This is a genomic window from Methanosarcina sp. WH1 (genome assembly GCF_000970005.1).
Classification (GTDB): Archaea; Halobacteriota; Methanosarcinia; order Methanosarcinales; family Methanosarcinaceae; genus Methanosarcina.
In genome coordinates, this window is record NZ_CP009504.1 from 2,668,436 (window position 1) to 2,685,306 (window position 16,871).

15 protein-coding genes and 1 tRNA gene are annotated in these 16,871 nt (G+C 45.3%); 4 read left to right on the top strand and 12 right to left on the bottom strand.

Annotated elements, in window-relative coordinates; all coding sequences use genetic code 11:
• Positions 1–66: 66 nt before the first annotated feature.
• The 12 genes from MSWH1_RS11695 to MSWH1_RS11750 form a co-directional block, all read right to left on the bottom strand.
• Positions 67–636, bottom strand: coding sequence for a 30S ribosomal protein S7 (locus tag MSWH1_RS11695; protein ID WP_048128746.1), 570 nt, complete (start codon positions 634–636; stop codon positions 67–69).
• The gene (locus tag MSWH1_RS11700) at positions 633–1,061 is read right to left on the bottom strand and encodes a 30S ribosomal protein S12 (protein WP_048128748.1); all 429 of its coding nucleotides are present in this window, start codon (positions 1,059–1,061) and stop codon (positions 633–635) included. Before MSWH1_RS11700 ends, MSWH1_RS11695 begins: the two co-directional genes overlap by 4 nt.
• 107 nt (positions 1,062–1,168) lie before the next feature.
• Positions 1,169–1,594: a NusA-like transcription termination signal-binding factor gene (locus MSWH1_RS11705; protein ID WP_048128749.1), complete on the bottom strand. Its 426-nt coding sequence runs from the start codon at positions 1,592–1,594 to the stop codon at positions 1,169–1,171.
• Positions 1,595–1,614: 20 nt separating this feature from the next.
• On the bottom strand, positions 1,615–1,911 hold the full coding sequence (locus MSWH1_RS11710; RefSeq protein WP_082088124.1) for a 50S ribosomal protein L30e: 297 nt from the start codon (positions 1,909–1,911) through the stop codon (positions 1,615–1,617).
• A gap of 254 nt (positions 1,912–2,165) precedes the next feature.
• Positions 2,166–3,362, bottom strand: coding sequence for a DNA-directed RNA polymerase subunit A'' (gene rpoA2 / locus MSWH1_RS11715; RefSeq protein ID WP_048128753.1), 1,197 nt, complete (start codon positions 3,360–3,362; stop codon positions 2,166–2,168).
• Entirely contained in the window at positions 3,362–6,004 is a 2,643-nt protein-coding gene (locus MSWH1_RS11720; protein WP_048128755.1) for a DNA-directed RNA polymerase subunit A', read from the bottom strand. The genes rpoA2 and MSWH1_RS11720 overlap by 1 nt, the downstream gene beginning before the upstream one ends.
• A 14-nt stretch (positions 6,005–6,018) precedes the next feature.
• On the bottom strand, positions 6,019–7,833 hold the full coding sequence (gene rpoB, locus MSWH1_RS11725) for a DNA-directed RNA polymerase subunit B (RefSeq protein ID WP_048128756.1): 1,815 nt from the start codon (positions 7,831–7,833) through the stop codon (positions 6,019–6,021).
• 14 nt (positions 7,834–7,847) lie between these two features.
• Positions 7,848–9,443 (bottom strand): DNA-directed RNA polymerase subunit B'', encoded by a 1,596-nt coding sequence (locus tag MSWH1_RS11730; RefSeq protein ID WP_048128757.1) that lies wholly within the window; start codon positions 9,441–9,443, stop codon positions 7,848–7,850.
• Positions 9,444–9,696: 253 nt separating this feature from the next.
• Positions 9,697–9,933, bottom strand: a complete 237-nt coding sequence (locus tag MSWH1_RS11735) for a DNA-directed RNA polymerase subunit H (protein ID WP_048130468.1) — start codon at positions 9,931–9,933, stop codon at positions 9,697–9,699.
• A gap of 85 nt (positions 9,934–10,018) precedes the next feature.
• Positions 10,019–10,095: transfer RNA gene (locus MSWH1_RS11740), tRNA-Lys, on the bottom strand.
• 824 nt (positions 10,096–10,919) lie between these two features.
• On the bottom strand, positions 10,920–11,102 hold the full coding sequence (locus MSWH1_RS11745) for a hypothetical protein (protein ID WP_048128758.1): 183 nt from the start codon (positions 11,100–11,102) through the stop codon (positions 10,920–10,922).
• Positions 11,103–11,142: 40 nt separating this feature from the next.
• Positions 11,143–11,889 (bottom strand): class I SAM-dependent methyltransferase, encoded by a 747-nt coding sequence (locus MSWH1_RS11750; protein WP_369798526.1) that lies wholly within the window; start codon positions 11,887–11,889, stop codon positions 11,143–11,145.
• A gap of 791 nt (positions 11,890–12,680) precedes the next feature.
• On the opposite strand from MSWH1_RS11750, the gene MSWH1_RS11755 reads away from it, so the two are divergent.
• The 4 genes from MSWH1_RS11755 to nikC all read left to right on the top strand — a co-directional run bounded on the left by MSWH1_RS11755 (position 12,681) and on the right by nikC (position 16,870).
• Positions 12,681–14,255: an ABC transporter substrate-binding protein gene (locus tag MSWH1_RS11755; protein ID WP_048128761.1), complete on the top strand. Its 1,575-nt coding sequence runs from the start codon at positions 12,681–12,683 to the stop codon at positions 14,253–14,255.
• Between the two features lie 117 nt (positions 14,256–14,372).
• Complete coding sequence (locus tag MSWH1_RS11760) at positions 14,373–15,065, top strand: class I SAM-dependent methyltransferase (RefSeq protein WP_048130470.1); 693 nt, start codon at positions 14,373–14,375, stop codon at positions 15,063–15,065.
• A gap of 31 nt (positions 15,066–15,096) precedes the next feature.
• A complete protein-coding gene (gene nikB / locus MSWH1_RS11765; protein WP_082088244.1) occupies positions 15,097–16,047 on the top strand; it encodes a nickel ABC transporter permease in 951 nt (316 codons plus the stop codon).
• Positions 16,031–16,870 (top strand): nickel transporter permease, encoded by an 840-nt coding sequence (nikC, locus tag MSWH1_RS11770; protein ID WP_048128762.1) that lies wholly within the window; start codon positions 16,031–16,033, stop codon positions 16,868–16,870. The genes nikB and nikC overlap by 17 nt, the downstream gene beginning before the upstream one ends.
• The last annotated feature ends 1 nt before the right edge of the window (position 16,871 follow it).

The following is a 16,871-nucleotide window of genomic DNA, read 5'->3' on the forward strand; positions in this document are numbered from 1 at the left end:
TTTTTAAACAAGTATAATAGTTTAGTTATAAAATCACTTTTTAAATCGGGCAACCCGCACAATTGGTTAGCGTGCTGCCTTTGCAACTCTTTCCTTTGCATCCTTTCTGTTGATAGAGAAGGATTTCGTATCGCGGTTTGCAGCGCCGATGAGCTCGGTTGCAAGACATTCTGCGACAGAGCGCTTGGATTTGAAAGCTGCGGCATTTGTTCCCATGCTGATGTAGCGCAGAGCAGTGTCCACACGCCTCTGAGGTGCAGTATCAACTGCTTTTGGAACGGAGATCCCGCCGTACTTCAGCCTGACTACTTCTTCTCTGGGGCCGGCATTGGAAATGGCTTCCACGAGAACCTGGATTGGGTTCTGCTGGGTTTTCCTGTTCACAATGTCCAGAGCTTCTTCGACTGCACGGAGGGTCACCTGCTTCTTTCCGCTGTTAACTTCGGTCCTCATCAGGTTGTTTACCAGGCGTTCAACAATGGAAATTTCTGATTTGTTAAACTGCTGCCTGGCATGCTTTCCACTGCTATGGGGAACGATTACAGGAGCAAGGCTGACGTAGCGCTTAATTCCAGGGTCTCTGACTTCAACTTCCGTTGGATCCCATTTGCCGAATATTTTGTACACAAAAATCATCTCCTGGGCTTTTCCAATCTTCCGATGACCATCTGGTCCAGGGACACGTTGTTTACGGCAATTACCTTGAAACGTACACCGGGAATGTCACCCATAGCACCGCCCATGCGGCCTCCGATTCTTTCCACGGTAACTTCATCGTGTTCATCAATGAAGTTTACTGCGCCGTCTCCAGGACAGAATGCAGTTACCTGACGCCCGTTTTTAATGAGCTGGATCCTTACGCATTTTCGGATTGCGGAGTTCGGCTGTTTGGCTTCAACTCCTACTTTCTCTAATACTATACCCCGGCCCTGCGGTGCGCCACCAAGAGGGTCAGCTTTCACGTTTAGACCAAGAACACGCCTGCTGTAGTAGTTATCTTTCCAGCGGGCATCTTTCCTGGTTTGTTTTAGAATATTAGCTGCAAATTTTCCTTTAGCCATTGTAAATTTCTCCAGTTAAAAATTGATCACAGTTTCCTATTGTGGCATTAAATGCCAGAATTGTCCTTCAACGCCGGATTAATGGATCAACGTAAATTAATGAGATATTATTGCAGGATCACATCTTCTATAGTGTGGTGACGACGGGCAAGCATCTTCACTTTCTCTATGTTCTTGCCGTTGCGACCGATGGCAAGCCCCTTTTCTTTATTGGGTACCTCTACATAAGCTAATCGCTTGCCATTTTTAGTTGTAAAGTTTACTGAACTTACGGATACCGGTCCGAAGGCATTCTTTATAAAAGTTACAGGATCCTCTGAATACTCCACAAGCTCAATTGGTTTGTCCAGGGCTTTTTTAACACGGTTTATATGCTCTCCGTTTTTGCCTATTGCAAGCCCCATATCGCCCTGCTTTACAACATACACAAGCCTTTCCTCTTCCGGAATACAGTCAAGTATTTTGGCTCGGGTCATGTTTTCAAACAATGCAATGTACTGGATGCTTTCTGCAGTAAGTCTTATTTCACCCAAGACGTTGCAACTCCTTTTTATCAAGCTATAGCTGCCAGGATATCCGATTCTCCTGCATCGAGGATTGCCATGGCTGCAATCGTGAAGGGTTTTCCGCATACGGGCCCGAGTTCTACACTTGTGCCTTCGTATTCCAGGACCAGGACATTTGTTGCCTGGATTTTCTTTTTAATGTCTTCGGGGCAGTTTGATGCCAGGACCACCATTTTTGCTGAGCCGCTTGCTGCTGCATCCACGGTCCGGTTGGCTCCAACTATTACGTTTCCTGTTTTCACAGCCTTGATAAGAGATTTATCAACATTGATCTTCATTTTCATCAACTCTGTCTCAAATTAGCTCGTCTACTCTATCTCTTTCTACATAAAGATTTCAAGCTTGGTGAGTATATGGTACTCTAAATACCTGATGCCTTATATCAATTTTCTGGTTATGAGCCTCGCTGACTCAAGTTTCTGCAGCAGGATTTGATGAAGTCTGTTAAGGTAATGTATACCTGATCTGGACTTGTCTTCTATCAGGTTATATATTTAAATAATTATAGGTCAAAGCCGGGTTTTTTTTCATCATGCCTTCATTCTTCTGCCTCAATTTCCTCAGCTACAACTTTTTCTGCTCTTCTGCTTACAAGGTGCACATCTCCGGTGCCCATACGAATTGGCTGACCAACAATGATATTTTCTGTGACACCCTCCAGCTTGTCCACATCTCCACGCATGCCTGCATCCAGGAGATGATTGACAGTAACTTCGAAAGCTGCACGGGCAAATACACTTGCCTTTTCACCCGAAATTCCATGCCTGCCGATCTGTTTTACTTCTCCGTCACAGGTCATGAGGTCTGACACAAGCATAATGTGCCGGATATCGACGGTAAGGCCCTGTTCGCGCAGGGTATCTGTGGCTTCCTTGATTATTGCGTTTCTTGCAGCCTCAACTCCCAGCACTTCGTAGATTTCATTAATGTTGTTTGTGCTGGTTCTTGTCTTGTCCACCCCTTCAAACTGAAGCACATCGCGCAGAGCCGAACCTTCTGTATAAAGGGTGTACTCTTCCCCCTCCTTTCTGACCACCACTCTCTTGATCCCTTCTATGCCCTTGAGGGTTACATTGTGGATGCTTTTTGCAAGCTGGAGCAGCTCTCTGTAAGAAGGCTCTCCCGGAGTGATGACTATCTGGTTATCTATATCAGGAGAGATGCTGACCAGTACATTCAGCTCTTCGTTGAACTTCTCCTTCACCTGGTCTATTGTAATATTCCTGCCTTCCATTGCCTTTTCGTGCAGGTCTATTATAAGTTTCATCTGGGAGAGGTCGGTGGTCACGTCGGCGATGTGATCGATTTTGGTTGCCTCAATCTCCCAGGCCAGGGCTCTTGTCTTTTCCCTGTCATAAGCATAATCCTCAGGATTATCTTTGGAAAGGGCTATTGTCATCATAGGAGTGCTCGGAATCTTCCGGGCATCCACGATTTCAATAAGGCGGGGAAGACCGAGAGTAACGTTAATCTCGGCCACACCGGCATAGTGGAAGGTACGCATCGTCATCTGTGTGCCCGGTTCTCCTATTGACTGGGCTGCGACAACGCCCGCAGCATCACAGGGTTCAATGCATGAGGCATCATATTCTTCCATCATCTTTTCGATGATTTCTTCCATTTCTTTCTTGCTTACCCCGGCTTTGAGAACATCTTCTCTCAGGGTGTTTAATATGTTAGAAGGAAACGGCAGGTCCTTTATCATGCTGTCTATGGTAGCTTCACTAATACTCATCATGCCACCTCCTTGTTTACCACAGAACGGACAATCCTGTGGATGGTCTCAGGCTTGCTGAAGTCGCTTTTTGTTGGGTTAATCCCATCTTCCCCGTACTTGAACTGCACAAGCACACCTCTGGTGTCCCTGACTGTAAGGTCGTACTGGACTTCAAGGTCCTGAAGGGCGTTGACAAGTCTTCTCTGCAGGTACCCGGACTGTGATGTCCTGACCGCAGTGTCCACAAGACCTTCTCTACCACCGATTGCGTGGAAGAAATACTCTGTCGGGTTTAACCCGCTCTTGTAACTTGCCTTGACGAACCCGTGAGCATCCGATCCCAGGTCACCTTCCTGGAAGTGGGTCAGAGTCCTGCCTGCGTAGCCTCTGCGAATGCGCTCTCCACGCACTGCCTGCTGGCCAACACAGGCTGCCATCTGGGTAAGGTTCAGAATGGAACCTCGAGCTCCTGAACGCGCCATGATAACTGCTGAATTTTCAAGCCCCATGTGGCTGTCTGCAATTCCACCGGTCTCGTCTCTGGCCTTTCCGAGCTTCTGCATGATGCTCATTTCAATTGTTTCATCAAGGGTTCTTCCGGGGAGGGGTTCAAGCTCTTTATTTATGTAAGATTTGATAAGGTTCTGCACAGCGTCTTCAGCTTTACTGAGAACCTCATTGATCTGGATTCTGGCTTCTTTAGGAATATCTTCGTCAGCTATTCCGAAACTCAGGCCTGTCCGCATGATCGCCCGGATTGCAAGCTTGGTCATATCATCTATAAACCTAGACCCGGCTTCGGGACCGATTTCCTTGATAATGCGGTCCTGAATTTTTCCTTTGAATGCCCCAATGGCCGCTTCGTCTATAGTGCCCATAAGGAGTTCACCATTCCGGATTACTACATAGGCATCGTTAGGACATTCTTCTTTTTTACAGGTATCGCAGTGTGCACAGACCTGGGCTGTGAACTCTGTATTAAGGTCTTCAGGCAGGATCTGGCTGAAAATCTGTTTTCCTGTCCAGTAAGGTTTCCCATCTTCGTCGTGGCCGGCAGGTTCAGGCAGGTTGCGTGCGCGGCTCTTCCTCAGAAGGTCATAAGCCTCGTAACTGGTAATATGGTTTTCAAAACGGGTCAGCAGGAAAAGCCCTGAAATGTGGTCGTGAATACCACCGATAATGGGGCCTCCGAAACGCGGGGAGAGGATGTTTTCCTGAACCTGCATGAGGATCTTTGCCTCGGCCCTTGACTCTTCGGTCTGGAGGGCATGCATGTTCATTTCGTCTCCGTCAAAGTCAGCGTTGTAAGGGGGGCAGACCGCAGGGTTCAGCCTGAATGTTTTGTTAGGCAGAACCTTTACGGAATGGGCCATAATACTCATCTTGTGCAAAGAAGGCTGCCTGTTGAAGAGCACGGTGTCGCCGTCTTTTAACTGTCGTTCCACAGTCCAGCCGAATTCCAGCTTCTCGGCAAGGTCGTCCTTGTTCATATTGGTTACCTTTATGCGCCTGCCGTCGGACCTGAGTACATAATTTGCTCCGGGGTGAATGTCTTCGCCGTTCCTTACAAAGACCTTAAGCTGTTCGATGTTCCTTTTGGTCACCACTGCTGGCATTGTCAGAATCCGTGCAATGGGCATGGGGACGCCAACTTCATTTATGCTCAGGTTCGGGTCAGGGGAGATAACGGTACGGGCAGAAAAGTTAACACGCTTACCTGACAAACTTCCTCTGAACCTTCCTTCTTTACCTTTCAAACGCTGGGAAAGCGTCTTAAGAGGTCTGCCTGATCTATGTCTTGCAGGGGGTATTCCTGAAACCGAGTTATCAAAGAATGTAGTAACGTGATACTGAAGAAGCTCCCACAGGTCCTCAATGATAAGCTGTGGGGCTCCCGCCTCCCTGTTTTCCTGGAATCTCTGGTTGATCCTGATGATGTCCACCAGCTTGTGGGTCAGGTCGTCTTCACTGCGCTGCCCGGATTCAAGGGTGATCGAAGGGCGCACCGTAACAGGGGGCACAGGCAAAACTGTGAGGATCATCCACTCTGGTCTTGCATTCTTCGGGTCCATCCCGATAACTTTGATGTCCTCGTCAGGGATGTTCTCAAAGCGGTCCCTGATCTCGGTAGGGGTCAGCTTCTCCCCGTTTTCCAGGTATTCGCTGGGCTTTTCGAATTTTATTTCGAGCTGTTCCTCATTACAGTATGGGCAGCTCTTTATCTTGCTGGCTTCTTTATATGCCTCATTAATGAGATCATCAGGCATGTGCCCGATTTCTTCAACTGCAACGAGTTGATCCAGAAACTGTTGTTTCTGGGCCGGTTCCAGCAGAATCCTGCTGCATTTTCTGCAGGTTGCCCTGAGGAGTTTTCTGATTACTTTGTTAAAACCAACATGGACAACAGGGGCAACAAGTTCAATGTGCCCGAAGTGTCCAGGACATTCGCCCGCCCTGCCGGAGCATGTCTTGCAGCGAAGCCCGGGGTCAATTACCCCGAGTTTTGTGTCCATAAGCCCCATGTCAATTGGAAACCCGTCGTCATCATAAGTGTCAGCCGTGATAATAGGCGTTGCACTCATCTTACGGATTTCTTTTGGGGACATTAAACCGAATTTGATAGAAGCAATTCTTTTCGGAATCGGAGGTACGTTTGCCATATGTCCACCTCACCTTATACAGCATCTTCAAGATTAAGCCTTGGAGCAACACCAAGGGACTTAATTTCATCCAGTAACAGCTTGAACGCGTAGCTCATCTCCACGGGATATATGTCCGTGTCAGCACCGCAGGCTGAACAGAAAGAGACGTTTCGCTGCTTGTCGTACGTTGCAATCATTCCGCAGTGCGAGCAGACAAGTTCAACCACTTTGTCAGACTCGTCCAGCAATCTTTCTTTTAAGGACATGGCGGCTCCGTGCCCTACCAGCACGTCACGCTCCATTTCACCGAACCTGAGACCACCCTCCCTGGCTCGACCTTCAGTCGGCTGGCGGGTGAGCACCTGTACAGGGCCACGGGACCTTGCATGCATCTTGGAGGTGACCATGTGGTGCAGTTTCTGGTAAAGGATTACACCAACGAAGACATCTGCAGGGATCATCCTGCCTGTTGCCCCATCATAAAAAACCTCTTTTCCTGTATGGGCAAAGCCGTGTTTTTTCAAGGCTTCTCTAAGGTCGTCTTCGTTTTCTCCTGAGAAGGCTGTTGCATTCACTCTTCTGCCTTCCATGGAACCTACTTTTCCACCAATCATTTCCAGAACGTGCCCTACAGTCATACGTGAAGGAATTGCATGCGGGTTAATCATCAGGTCCGGAGTCAGACCTGATTCCGTAAACGGCATGTCAGCAATCGGGACTTTTAAGCCAATAACGCCTTTTTGCCCATGCCTGGAAGCGAACTTATCTCCGATATCGGGAATTCTCTCGTCCCTTACCTTTACCTTTGCAAGGCGGGTCCCGTTAATGGATTCTGTAAGAATGACAGTGTCCACAATCCCCATTTCGTTGGACCGCATGGTGACAGAGCTTTCTCTCCTCTGTTCAACTGCAATCCCGAAGTCTGAAGGCTCTTCCAGGAATCTTGGAGGGCTGGTCTTTCCTATAAGCACATCATTTGGGCCTACGGGGGTCTCAGGGTTTACAAGCCCGTCGATGTCAAGATTTGCATACGCATCAGCGCTGCGGGCTCCACGGTATTCGGAGTCAGGAATCTCGAACTTGTCTTCCTGCCCACCAGGATACCTCCTTTCTTCCCCTTCAAAGGTCCTGAGGAAATGGCTTCTTCCAAGCCCTCTCTCGATTGAACCCTTGTTGAAAATCAGAGCATCTTCAATGTTATACCCTTCGTATGAAAGGATTGCAACCACAAAGTTCTGCCCTGCAGGTCTGTCATCAAAACCGATTGCTGAGGAAGTCCTTGTCCTTGTAAGCGCTCTCTGCGGATAATGCAGGACGTGGGCACGGGTATCCGGCCTGAGCTTCTGGTTTGCTGTGGATACTCCGATGCACTGCTTGATCATGGCTGCACCCATGGTGTTACGCGGGGATGCGTTGTGTTCTGGATAGGGGACCATACCGGTACAGATCCCGAGCATAAGTTCAGGGTCTATCTCCATATGGGTGTGCTTGGAGTTAATATCAGACTCATAGAGTGCAATGTATGCATTTTCTTCCTCTTCTGCGTCCAGATACTCCACACAGCCCTCTTTTACGAGGTCCTCAAAGGTGATTTCTTTGTTCTTCAGTTTCTTTATGTGCTCTTCAGTTACCTTCAAAGCTCCGTTTTCTACAACTACAAGAGGCCTTCTTGCCCGGCCCATATCGGAGTTTATAATTACTTCCCTGGTGTTGTCATTAAGAGCTATGTTGACCTGCTTGGATATGAACCCCTGCCGCCTCATCTTTCGGAGCTCTTCTACGAGTTCCGCAGGGTTGTCATGGGTCCCGACGAGCTCTCCATTTATGAATACTTTTGCTTTAGTCATCTGACATCAACCCCTCAGTCCCCGAACAGTGATCCGGAGTCGTCCACATCTGAATAATCGTAGAAGTCATCATCTTTGTATTTGGTTTCAGGTTCCGGAGTTTCTTCAAACTCTTCAACAATCTCTTCCCCGAATTCATCGAGCAATATTTCTTTTATTCTCGCCGGGATTTCGGGCGCCTTTACAACTACTTTTTCGACATTAACGTCGTAGAGTATTTTTTTAATGCTCTCTATCTCCTCTATTCCCGTAGAGAGTTCAACCATCTGAGCAAAGTTTTTCACGAGACCACAATTCGGACCTTCAGGAGTCTCGGAAGGGCAGAGCCGTCCCCACTGAGTTGCGTGCAGGTCTCGGGCTTCAAAGTGAGGCTGGGCACGGGAAAGCGGTGAAATTACACGACGCAGATGTGAAAGGGTAGAGATGTAGTCATTCCGGTCAAGAAGCTGGGAAACACCGGTCCTTCCTCCAACCCAGTTTCCTGTTGCCAGGGGGTGCTGCAGGCGGTCAGTCAGGACATCTGCCCTTACAATAGTGGCGACATTCAGTTCCCTGTTTCTCATGTTTGCGCGTTCAAGCTGGTACTTTATGTCCCTTGCCAACCTGTTGAAAGATACCCTGAAGAGGTCTTCCATCAGGTCGCCTGCAAGTTTCAGCCTTTTGTTTGCATAGTGGTCCTTGTCATCTTCAGTACGCTTGCCAAGTGCAAGCTCAAAACAGGATTCAGCCATTCTTGCCAGGAAATGGGCCTTTGAGGTCCTATCTTTAATGTCGTTTCCGAGGTGGGGGAAAAGATACCTGTCAATAACGTAGTTTGCTCTTTTAATCTGGTACTCCTTGGCCTGCCCTGCAGCAACCCTCGCCCCAATCTTCTCGATTGCTTCTTCCTGGGTTTCGACTTCGGCTTCTTCAAGGTTTTCCAGCATGAACTTGATAATTTCGGGATCACTTGAAACTGCATTTACGATGTCTTCGTCAGTTACTATCCCGAGTGCCCTCATAAGTGTAATAAAGTACACTCTACCGGATATTGAGGGGAAAGACACCTCAAGCAGAGACTTTCTCCCTCTTTCAACAATTACGAGTGCCCTGTATCCTCTTTTCTGGGAGAAGACCTTTGCAACCTCTATAGAGTCCCCGTAACGTTCTCCGTACTCAACAAGGATTTTGTTAGGGGCAAGGTCTTCCAGGGTCATGACTACCCTTTCCGTACCTCCGATAATGAAATATCCACCAGGGTCCAGAGGGTCTTCTCCATAGCGAACTTTTTCGGCATCATTAAGCCCGAGAAGGTTGCAGATTTTGGATTTTACCATAATAGGGAGCTGCCCGATTTTTGCCTCCAGTACGTCGGACTCTATCCCTTCTTTTACGACACTCATCTCCAAATAGAGAGGGCCTGAATAAGAGAGGTTCCTGAGCCTTCCTTCGTTGGGATAAAGCTTTTCGATTGCCCCGTCTGCCTCCTTTACCACCGGATGCTCTACCCGGATCTTGCCGAGTTTAAGAAAGGTGTCTTCAATGTCTGTTTCTATTATCCTCTGTTCATCAATTATTTTTTGCAGCCCGTAATCTATAAACTTGTTAAATGAGTCTATATGGTGCTGCACTATCTTGTCCCGTGTAAAATAAGCCTGCGACAGTATACTGCTTTCTAACGCGATGATAGCACCCTCTTTGCTTTGTTAAAATGAAAATCAATAAACGATGATCCTAAGATCTTTATGCAGCCGTTGAATCTTTCCGTATGCATAAGATCTTTATGCAGCCGTTGAATCTTTCCGTATGATGGTGCATGGGATTCAAAAAGATATCCAGTGAAAAAAAATTTAGTCATGCAAGCGGTTTTAACTCCCCCTCCGCTTACTCGATCACAAGTCTGTAATAGTCTGCCTCCCCTGCAGTTTGACTTTTCCTTGTGATTTTCACAACATCTCCGACGACAGCTCCTATTTCTTTACTAACAGGATCATGCACTTTAATTTTCGGAAGCTGTTCCTTTTCAATTGAATATTTGCTTAAAACAGACTTCAATTCGCCCTCTGCAATTATTTCATGTTTTGGGACTGACTCATGGTCGAGCAGGCTGAATTTTGTCAAATCCTTTCCTCCAAAAATAAAGCATCTCAAAAAATTTGCTGACATTTCCTGCGGATGGCCTATCCGCCGGTTGTAATAAAGAACATGGCGGGCCCGTAGGGATTTGAACCCTAGGCCGACTGGTTAAAAGCCAGTCGCTCTGCCTGACTGAGCTACGGGCCCAGTTTGTTTATTTCTCCACATCTGAATTTTGCACCATTGAAGGCTAATTTCTTAGCATGCCACCCTGTTGCCCCGCTGCATCAGGGAGCACCTCTTACGCCGGTGCAACCCTCTAATTATAGCTATACTATTTATAGTTTATGCTAGGTTTACTTTTTTCCCCCATATTCTTGGAAACAGTGATTAAATTTATTTAATACGTGTTGAATTTATACATAAATTATTCCGCATCTTCCGGAAAGCTATATGTACGAGAATTTTCACTTTTTAAAAAGTAAAGTTAAATTCAATTTGTTTTTCCACAGATTCGGGTTAAACGGCAAATTTTGCCCCGATCTTAAATCACTCACCGCTTTCCCGACAGCCACCTCTCCAAAAATGAAGCATCAATTGATATCACTTATTAATTACACAACTCACTTATTAATTACACAACTAATTATTTAATCAGATAAAATCAATCATTTAATCGGACTCAGGTTATATCAGATAAAATCAATCACTTAATCGGATTCAGGTTATATCAGATAATCAATCACTTAATCGGATTCAGGTTATATCAGATAATCAATCATTTAATCGGATTCAGGTTAAGATTTTCGGAAACTTAAAATTGTTGGACATTATAAGTCTTATAATTAATATAAAAAAGGTGACAGGTAAACAAATTTATCGAAAGACATATTCTTACTGCTTTTTTTTGTACTGCTTTTCTTCCGCTTTGAATCTTACGACGAATTCAGCTCTGGAATCCCTTTTTACTTCAGGTTCACCCTCTAAAAGGCTGTATTAGAATTCAAACCATTTCTACATTTGTATAGTGGTCATGCATCACCACTTATGCCCATTACCGTAATATCCCTCCCGAGGTAACTTTCAAGCAAACCGGAACTGCTCACATGGTCATACTCATAGTTCTGTTCAAGCACAGTCACCTCGCGGTTTTCAGGATCTTCGACCATAACCGATGCAGGAATAATTTCGGAAGCAATGTCCGTATATTCCATCTGGTTGGTTCCGCTTTCAAGCTCGATCTCTCGCCTTTCATCACCGTCCCTGACTTATTTTCTTTGCAAGAATCATATGCGGAGGCTGGGTATATGCTGCTGCATGACCGGGCGGATCATTTCGTTCCAAAAAAGAAAAGTAATCATCCAAAAACCTCCATGAAACAACCTCAAATCCATGGGATTGTACAAGGTCAGTTATCCTCTCAGGTGTATTGTTTTTCGCAAGGGGCAAATTCGGCTTAACATCGGCATACAACTCATCAAACCGAGAGAATCGGCTGCATTCCTTCTCCGTTCCATCAGGATTCTGGAACCACAAACCATCAATTATCATCATAAGACCCCCATCTTTTAATAACCGTGAGTGTTCATCCAGAAACTTATCCGGTTGAGGCAGAGTCCAGAGAAGATACTTGCTAAAAACAAAATCATACTCTCCATCTTTAAGAGGAATTTTTTCTGCATCTCCCTGCAACAACGAGATATTTACTCCCTTTTCTCTGGCATTTGCATCTGCTTTTCCAAGCATACTTTCTGACAAATCAACCCCTGTTACATCGTGTCCCATGGCAGCAAGAGAAATAGCAAGAATCCCGGGACCTGTTCCAACTTCCAATGCACGGATTTTTTTATCCGTTAGCAGAATTTCAGAAAAAATGGATTTCCAGACATCCATTTCCTCATCTATACAATGAGCATATTCTGTGTGATAATCAGAACTTCTGAAGTCCCAGTATTCTACTATATTATTTTTCATACTCTGTCCCTCAAGTAAAATTGGCATCAGGATATTCTATCCGGAACCTTTGGATACATTGTCCAGACACTTTGTTTCGTTCATCCAATCATTCAAGATCAATTTTTGATGTAATCTCCTATAGAGTAAGACTATAATATAATTTAGTGTTACTATTTATAAAGATATTGTAGATATATCATCATGATTAACAATATTCTAATATATATGCATCATATTTCATAATTAAAATTGAATAGATAGCAATTAGTTTATACATATATCCTGTATGGCATAAAAATAGAAAAAAATGGATAAAAACGATTTAGATGGAGAAAGCCGTGTTAGGAAAAGAGATTAGAAATTAATGGGTGAAAGAGCCTGATATTGCGACTATAGTGCAAACCATGGAATGAAAACGTATCAGAAAATCAGTCCTTCAACGAACAGATATATAATTTTGGAATGAAGAGCAAATGAAAACTTTATTATTTATTCGTGCATTTAGTCCAGCTTTGACAGCTAGCGTTTGTATCTCCCGATTAAACTCAGTATTTCTCAAAAAATAGTCTGATTAAACCCGGCAACACAATATCTGTCAGATCAACAATACAGCTTACTGGATAGTCCCTAATTCAAAAAAAAATTGCATTTTATCACACTATCTATGAATATATAGAATAAAATCATGCACTTTAAATATACAGATATAGAATAAAATCACACACTTTGAATATACATCATACATGACTTCGTACATGACTTCGTACATGACTTCTTACATGATTTCTTAAAAAACAGTTCAAAAGTATACAAAGTATTTATGCACATTGGTGTTAATGATGAAATTCAATATACAAAAAACAAACCTCTCCTTCCCTGCCATTGCCTTAATTCTGATTGTTGCACTGCTCTGTGCAGGATGTGTTGATACTGAGGGAGCTGAAGAAAAAGTCCTCCGAGTAGTTTTTAACGAAGGCCCCGACACAGGCGGCAGTCTTGACCCTGCCAACGGCTGGACTGGGTGGTATGTTCATCAGGCAGGCATCTATGAAACCCTGTTTTACTACGACGCAGATATGAATCTCATGCCCAAACTTGCATCCGGCTACAAACAGTTAAACGATACAGAATGGGAAATCCAACTTCGTAAAGGTGTAGCTTTCCACGACGGAACAAAAATGGATGCAGATGCGGTACTGTTTTCAATGAATAGAGTACTTGACCCCTCAAACAGCAGATCATACGAGTACTCCTTTATCAAAGATGTACGAAAAACCGGGAATTACACCATTATTATTGAAACCAACGGCACTTGCACTCCACTAATTTCATCCCTTGTAGACCCTATCATGTCCATTATAAGTCCGAACGCTGAAAGCCCTGACACCGAACCGGTTGGAACAGGCCCCTTCAAATTTGTATCCTTCGAACCGAGTACAAGCCTTGAACTCGAAAAGAATCCTGATTACTGGGGTGGGGAGGTCAAAGTTGACCGCGTACTCATACAGTATAATAAAGACAGCACGGCCAGGACCATGCTGATAAAATCAGGAGATGTCGATATTGCCAGAGATCCACTCCAGAGCGAGTATTCAACACTTCAGAATAATCCTGATATAAACGTCACCTCCAGGGAAACCCTACGCATGTACTTCCTTTATGTAAATGGCGCCAAAGCCCCATTCAATGATACAAGAGTCCGCCAAGCCCTCTCTTATGCGATAAACCGCCAGGAAATCGTGGATACAGCACTGGAAGGAGTCTCCGGTATTCCGGCAACTGGGGTATTCACAAATACTATGCCATGGAACGCAAACGACCAGATTAAATCCTACGAATATAACCCTGAAAAAGCTCTGGAACTCTTCGAAGAAGCAGGAATCACAAAAGGTGAGGACGGAAAACTCTACTACAACGGGAAACCCTTCACCGTTGAGATCCAGACCTACAATAAACGTGCAGCTCTTCAGCCGAGTGCAGAAATAATCGCTTCAGAGCTAGAAGACATTGGCATCACTTCACAGGTTACAATTCTGGAAAGCACCGCACTTAAAGAAAACGCTCTTGCAGGAACATATGATTTATCCCTCAGCGCATGGAACACAGCCCCGATCGGAGATCCCGATTACTTCCTCTCAACTCATTTTCTCTCTACCGGAAGCTATGCATCAGGCTGGATCCGTTATTCAAACCCTCAGGTAGACGAATGGATTCTCGAAGCGAGAAACGAACCTGACAAAGAAAAACGGACCGAACTGTATGAAAAGGTCCAGAGACAGATTCAGGAAGATGTACCAGTACTGCCCGTATTCTATGCCAACGAAATCTATGCCCTTTCCTCAAATGTTGAAGGCTTTGTGATGTATCCGAACGAGTATACAATCATCACAAGGGACATAGGATTTGCATAAATCTGTAGGAGGAAATGAGGAAAAGCTACCGTTTGCAGGTCGCAGCTTTGATGTTATTTGCAAAAAGGTATTACACGTCCATTAAAAATGAAATGGAGCCTGCCTGAAGGATTAAAAATGAAAGACAAAATTACAGTGCACTGGAATAAGATTAGTCCAAGTTACCGGAAGATGCATCGTGACCACCTTGATGAAGAGATTCTCCTTATGAAAAACCTCTTTTCAGAGAAGCTGCCGGCAGGAAAAAAACTCAATGTCCTTGATATCGGAACGGGACCTGGCATTCAGACCTTTGTTTTTGCCCAGATGGGGCATAATGTCACCACTCTTGATATCTCGGAAGAGATGCTCGCACGTGCAAAAGAAGGGGCAAAGAACCGTAATTTGTCAATTAAGTTTGTTAAAGGGGACGGAGAAAACCTGCCTTTTGAAGACCGTATATTCGATATTATCGTAAATATACATCTGTTATGGACGCTCACGGATCATGACAAATTCTTCAATGAATGCCGGAGAGTCCTGGTACCCGGAGGCAGGATTCTTGCAATCGACGGCCAATGGTTTCAGCCAGGGTATGTTCCAAACAAGAATTACAACCAGGAAGAAAGAAATCACGATGAGTTAATTGAGTATCTTCCTCTTTATGACAGCAACTCGCCTGAAATGATTACGGCCATCATGGAAAATAACAGGTTTTCGGAAGTCTCCTGGAAATCTCTTCCCGAGTATGCCGTGTATATGAAAAGATGCGATCCGGAAGGTTATGACTATTTATCTGTCCCGTACCTTGCCACCGGAAAAAAATGTTGAGGAAGGACTAAAATTTTCCAGAGGCACTGTAATGCTGAAAGATTATTTAATACACCGAGCTCTGTATCTCAGCCCGGTTCTCATATTAATCTCATTTATGAGTTTCTCACTTATCTACATCGCTCCGGGCGACCCGGCAGAGATTATGATGACGAGTCCCTCGGGCGGATATGATGAGGCAGCTGTTGAAGCATTCCGTATAGCCCACGGGCTTGACCAGCCATTTTACGTTCAGTATCTGAACTGGCTCAAAGGCGCGGTTGTAGGGGACTTTGGCTACTCATATATGAGCGAACAGCCGGTGTTTGAAACTGTCCTGAACGCATTTAAAAATACGCTGACACTTTCCGTTCTCGCCCTTGTAATTGCTCTTGTTATTGCCATTCCGTTTGGCGTAGTTTCAGCTCTGAAACATAACACGGTTATTGACGATGCCTGCCGCTTTGGAGCTCTTTTTGGGGTATCCATACCGAATTTCTGGCAGGCCTATATGATGATAATTCTTTTCTCGGTAAGCCTTCACTGGCTACCTGCATCCGGGTTCGGGCACGGGACAGAGATCAGCTACATGATTTTGCCTGCAACTGTCCTTGGAACAGGGTCGGCAGCCGTAATGATGCGGATGATCCGTTCAAACATGCTGGATGTCATGGAGAAGGAGTACATCCAAACCGCACGTGGGAAAGGACTTTCGGAAAAGATAGTTATCATCAGACATGCCTTGAAAAACGCGCTTGTCCCGGTTATAACGGTGGTTGGGCTGTCGATTGGTTTCCTCTTAAACGGCTCGGTTGTTGTTGAAACAATTTTTGGATGGTCAGGTATTGGAAATCTTGTGGTGAACTCAATTCTTTCCCACGATTATATGATGGTACAGGGCTCAGTACTCTTTGTTGCCGTCATTTTCCTCCTGATCAACTTCTTTGTAGACCTGGTCTACGTTTGGGCAAACCCGGAGATACGCTATGATAGAACTTCTTAAAAACAGGCAAATTGCTCTTTCCCTGATAATTCTTGGAGGACTTATTTTCATGGCCGTCTTTGCCAATGTTCTGGCTCCGTATGACTACACGGAAAAGGACCTGCAGAACCGTCTGCAGCCTCCGTCTCCTGACCACCTGTTCGGGACCGATCACCTCGGCCGTGATATCCTGACAATGGTGATGTACGGTGCACAGGCATCCCTTTTCATCGGATTTACAGTTGTCAATGTTTCACTTGCAATCGGGGTGGCACTTGGCGTTCTGGCAGGGTATTACGGCGGGTGGCTGGATGAGATTATCATGCGGCTGACGGATAGTTTCCTTGCATTTCCGTCGATGTTTCTGGCACTTGCAATTACAGCGTTTCTGGGACAGGGGATGGAAAACATGATGCTTGCTTTAATTGCTGTCGAGTGGACAGTGTTTGCGAGAGTTGCACGCGGTTCGACGCTTGATGTCAAGACAAAAGGCTATGTCCAGGCAGCCCGGTGGATTGGGGCTTCAAACACCTATGTAATGATAAAGCATGTTCTACCAAACATACTCTCTCCGGTTTTGATTATGGCATCGCTTGGAATCGGGAATGTGATTCTAGCAGCAGCCGGTTTAAGTTTCCTCGGGCTTGGGGTGCAGCCGTCAACACCTGAATGGGGTGCGATGCTGGATGCAGGAAGAACATATTTCACAACTGCTCCCTGGATAATGTTTTTTCCGGGGCTTTTTATTATGATGACCGTGCTTGCGTTCAACTATTTCGGCGATGGGCTGCGGGATACACTTGACCAGAAGATGAAAAATCTTGAGCTTGAAGGGAGGGTCTGAT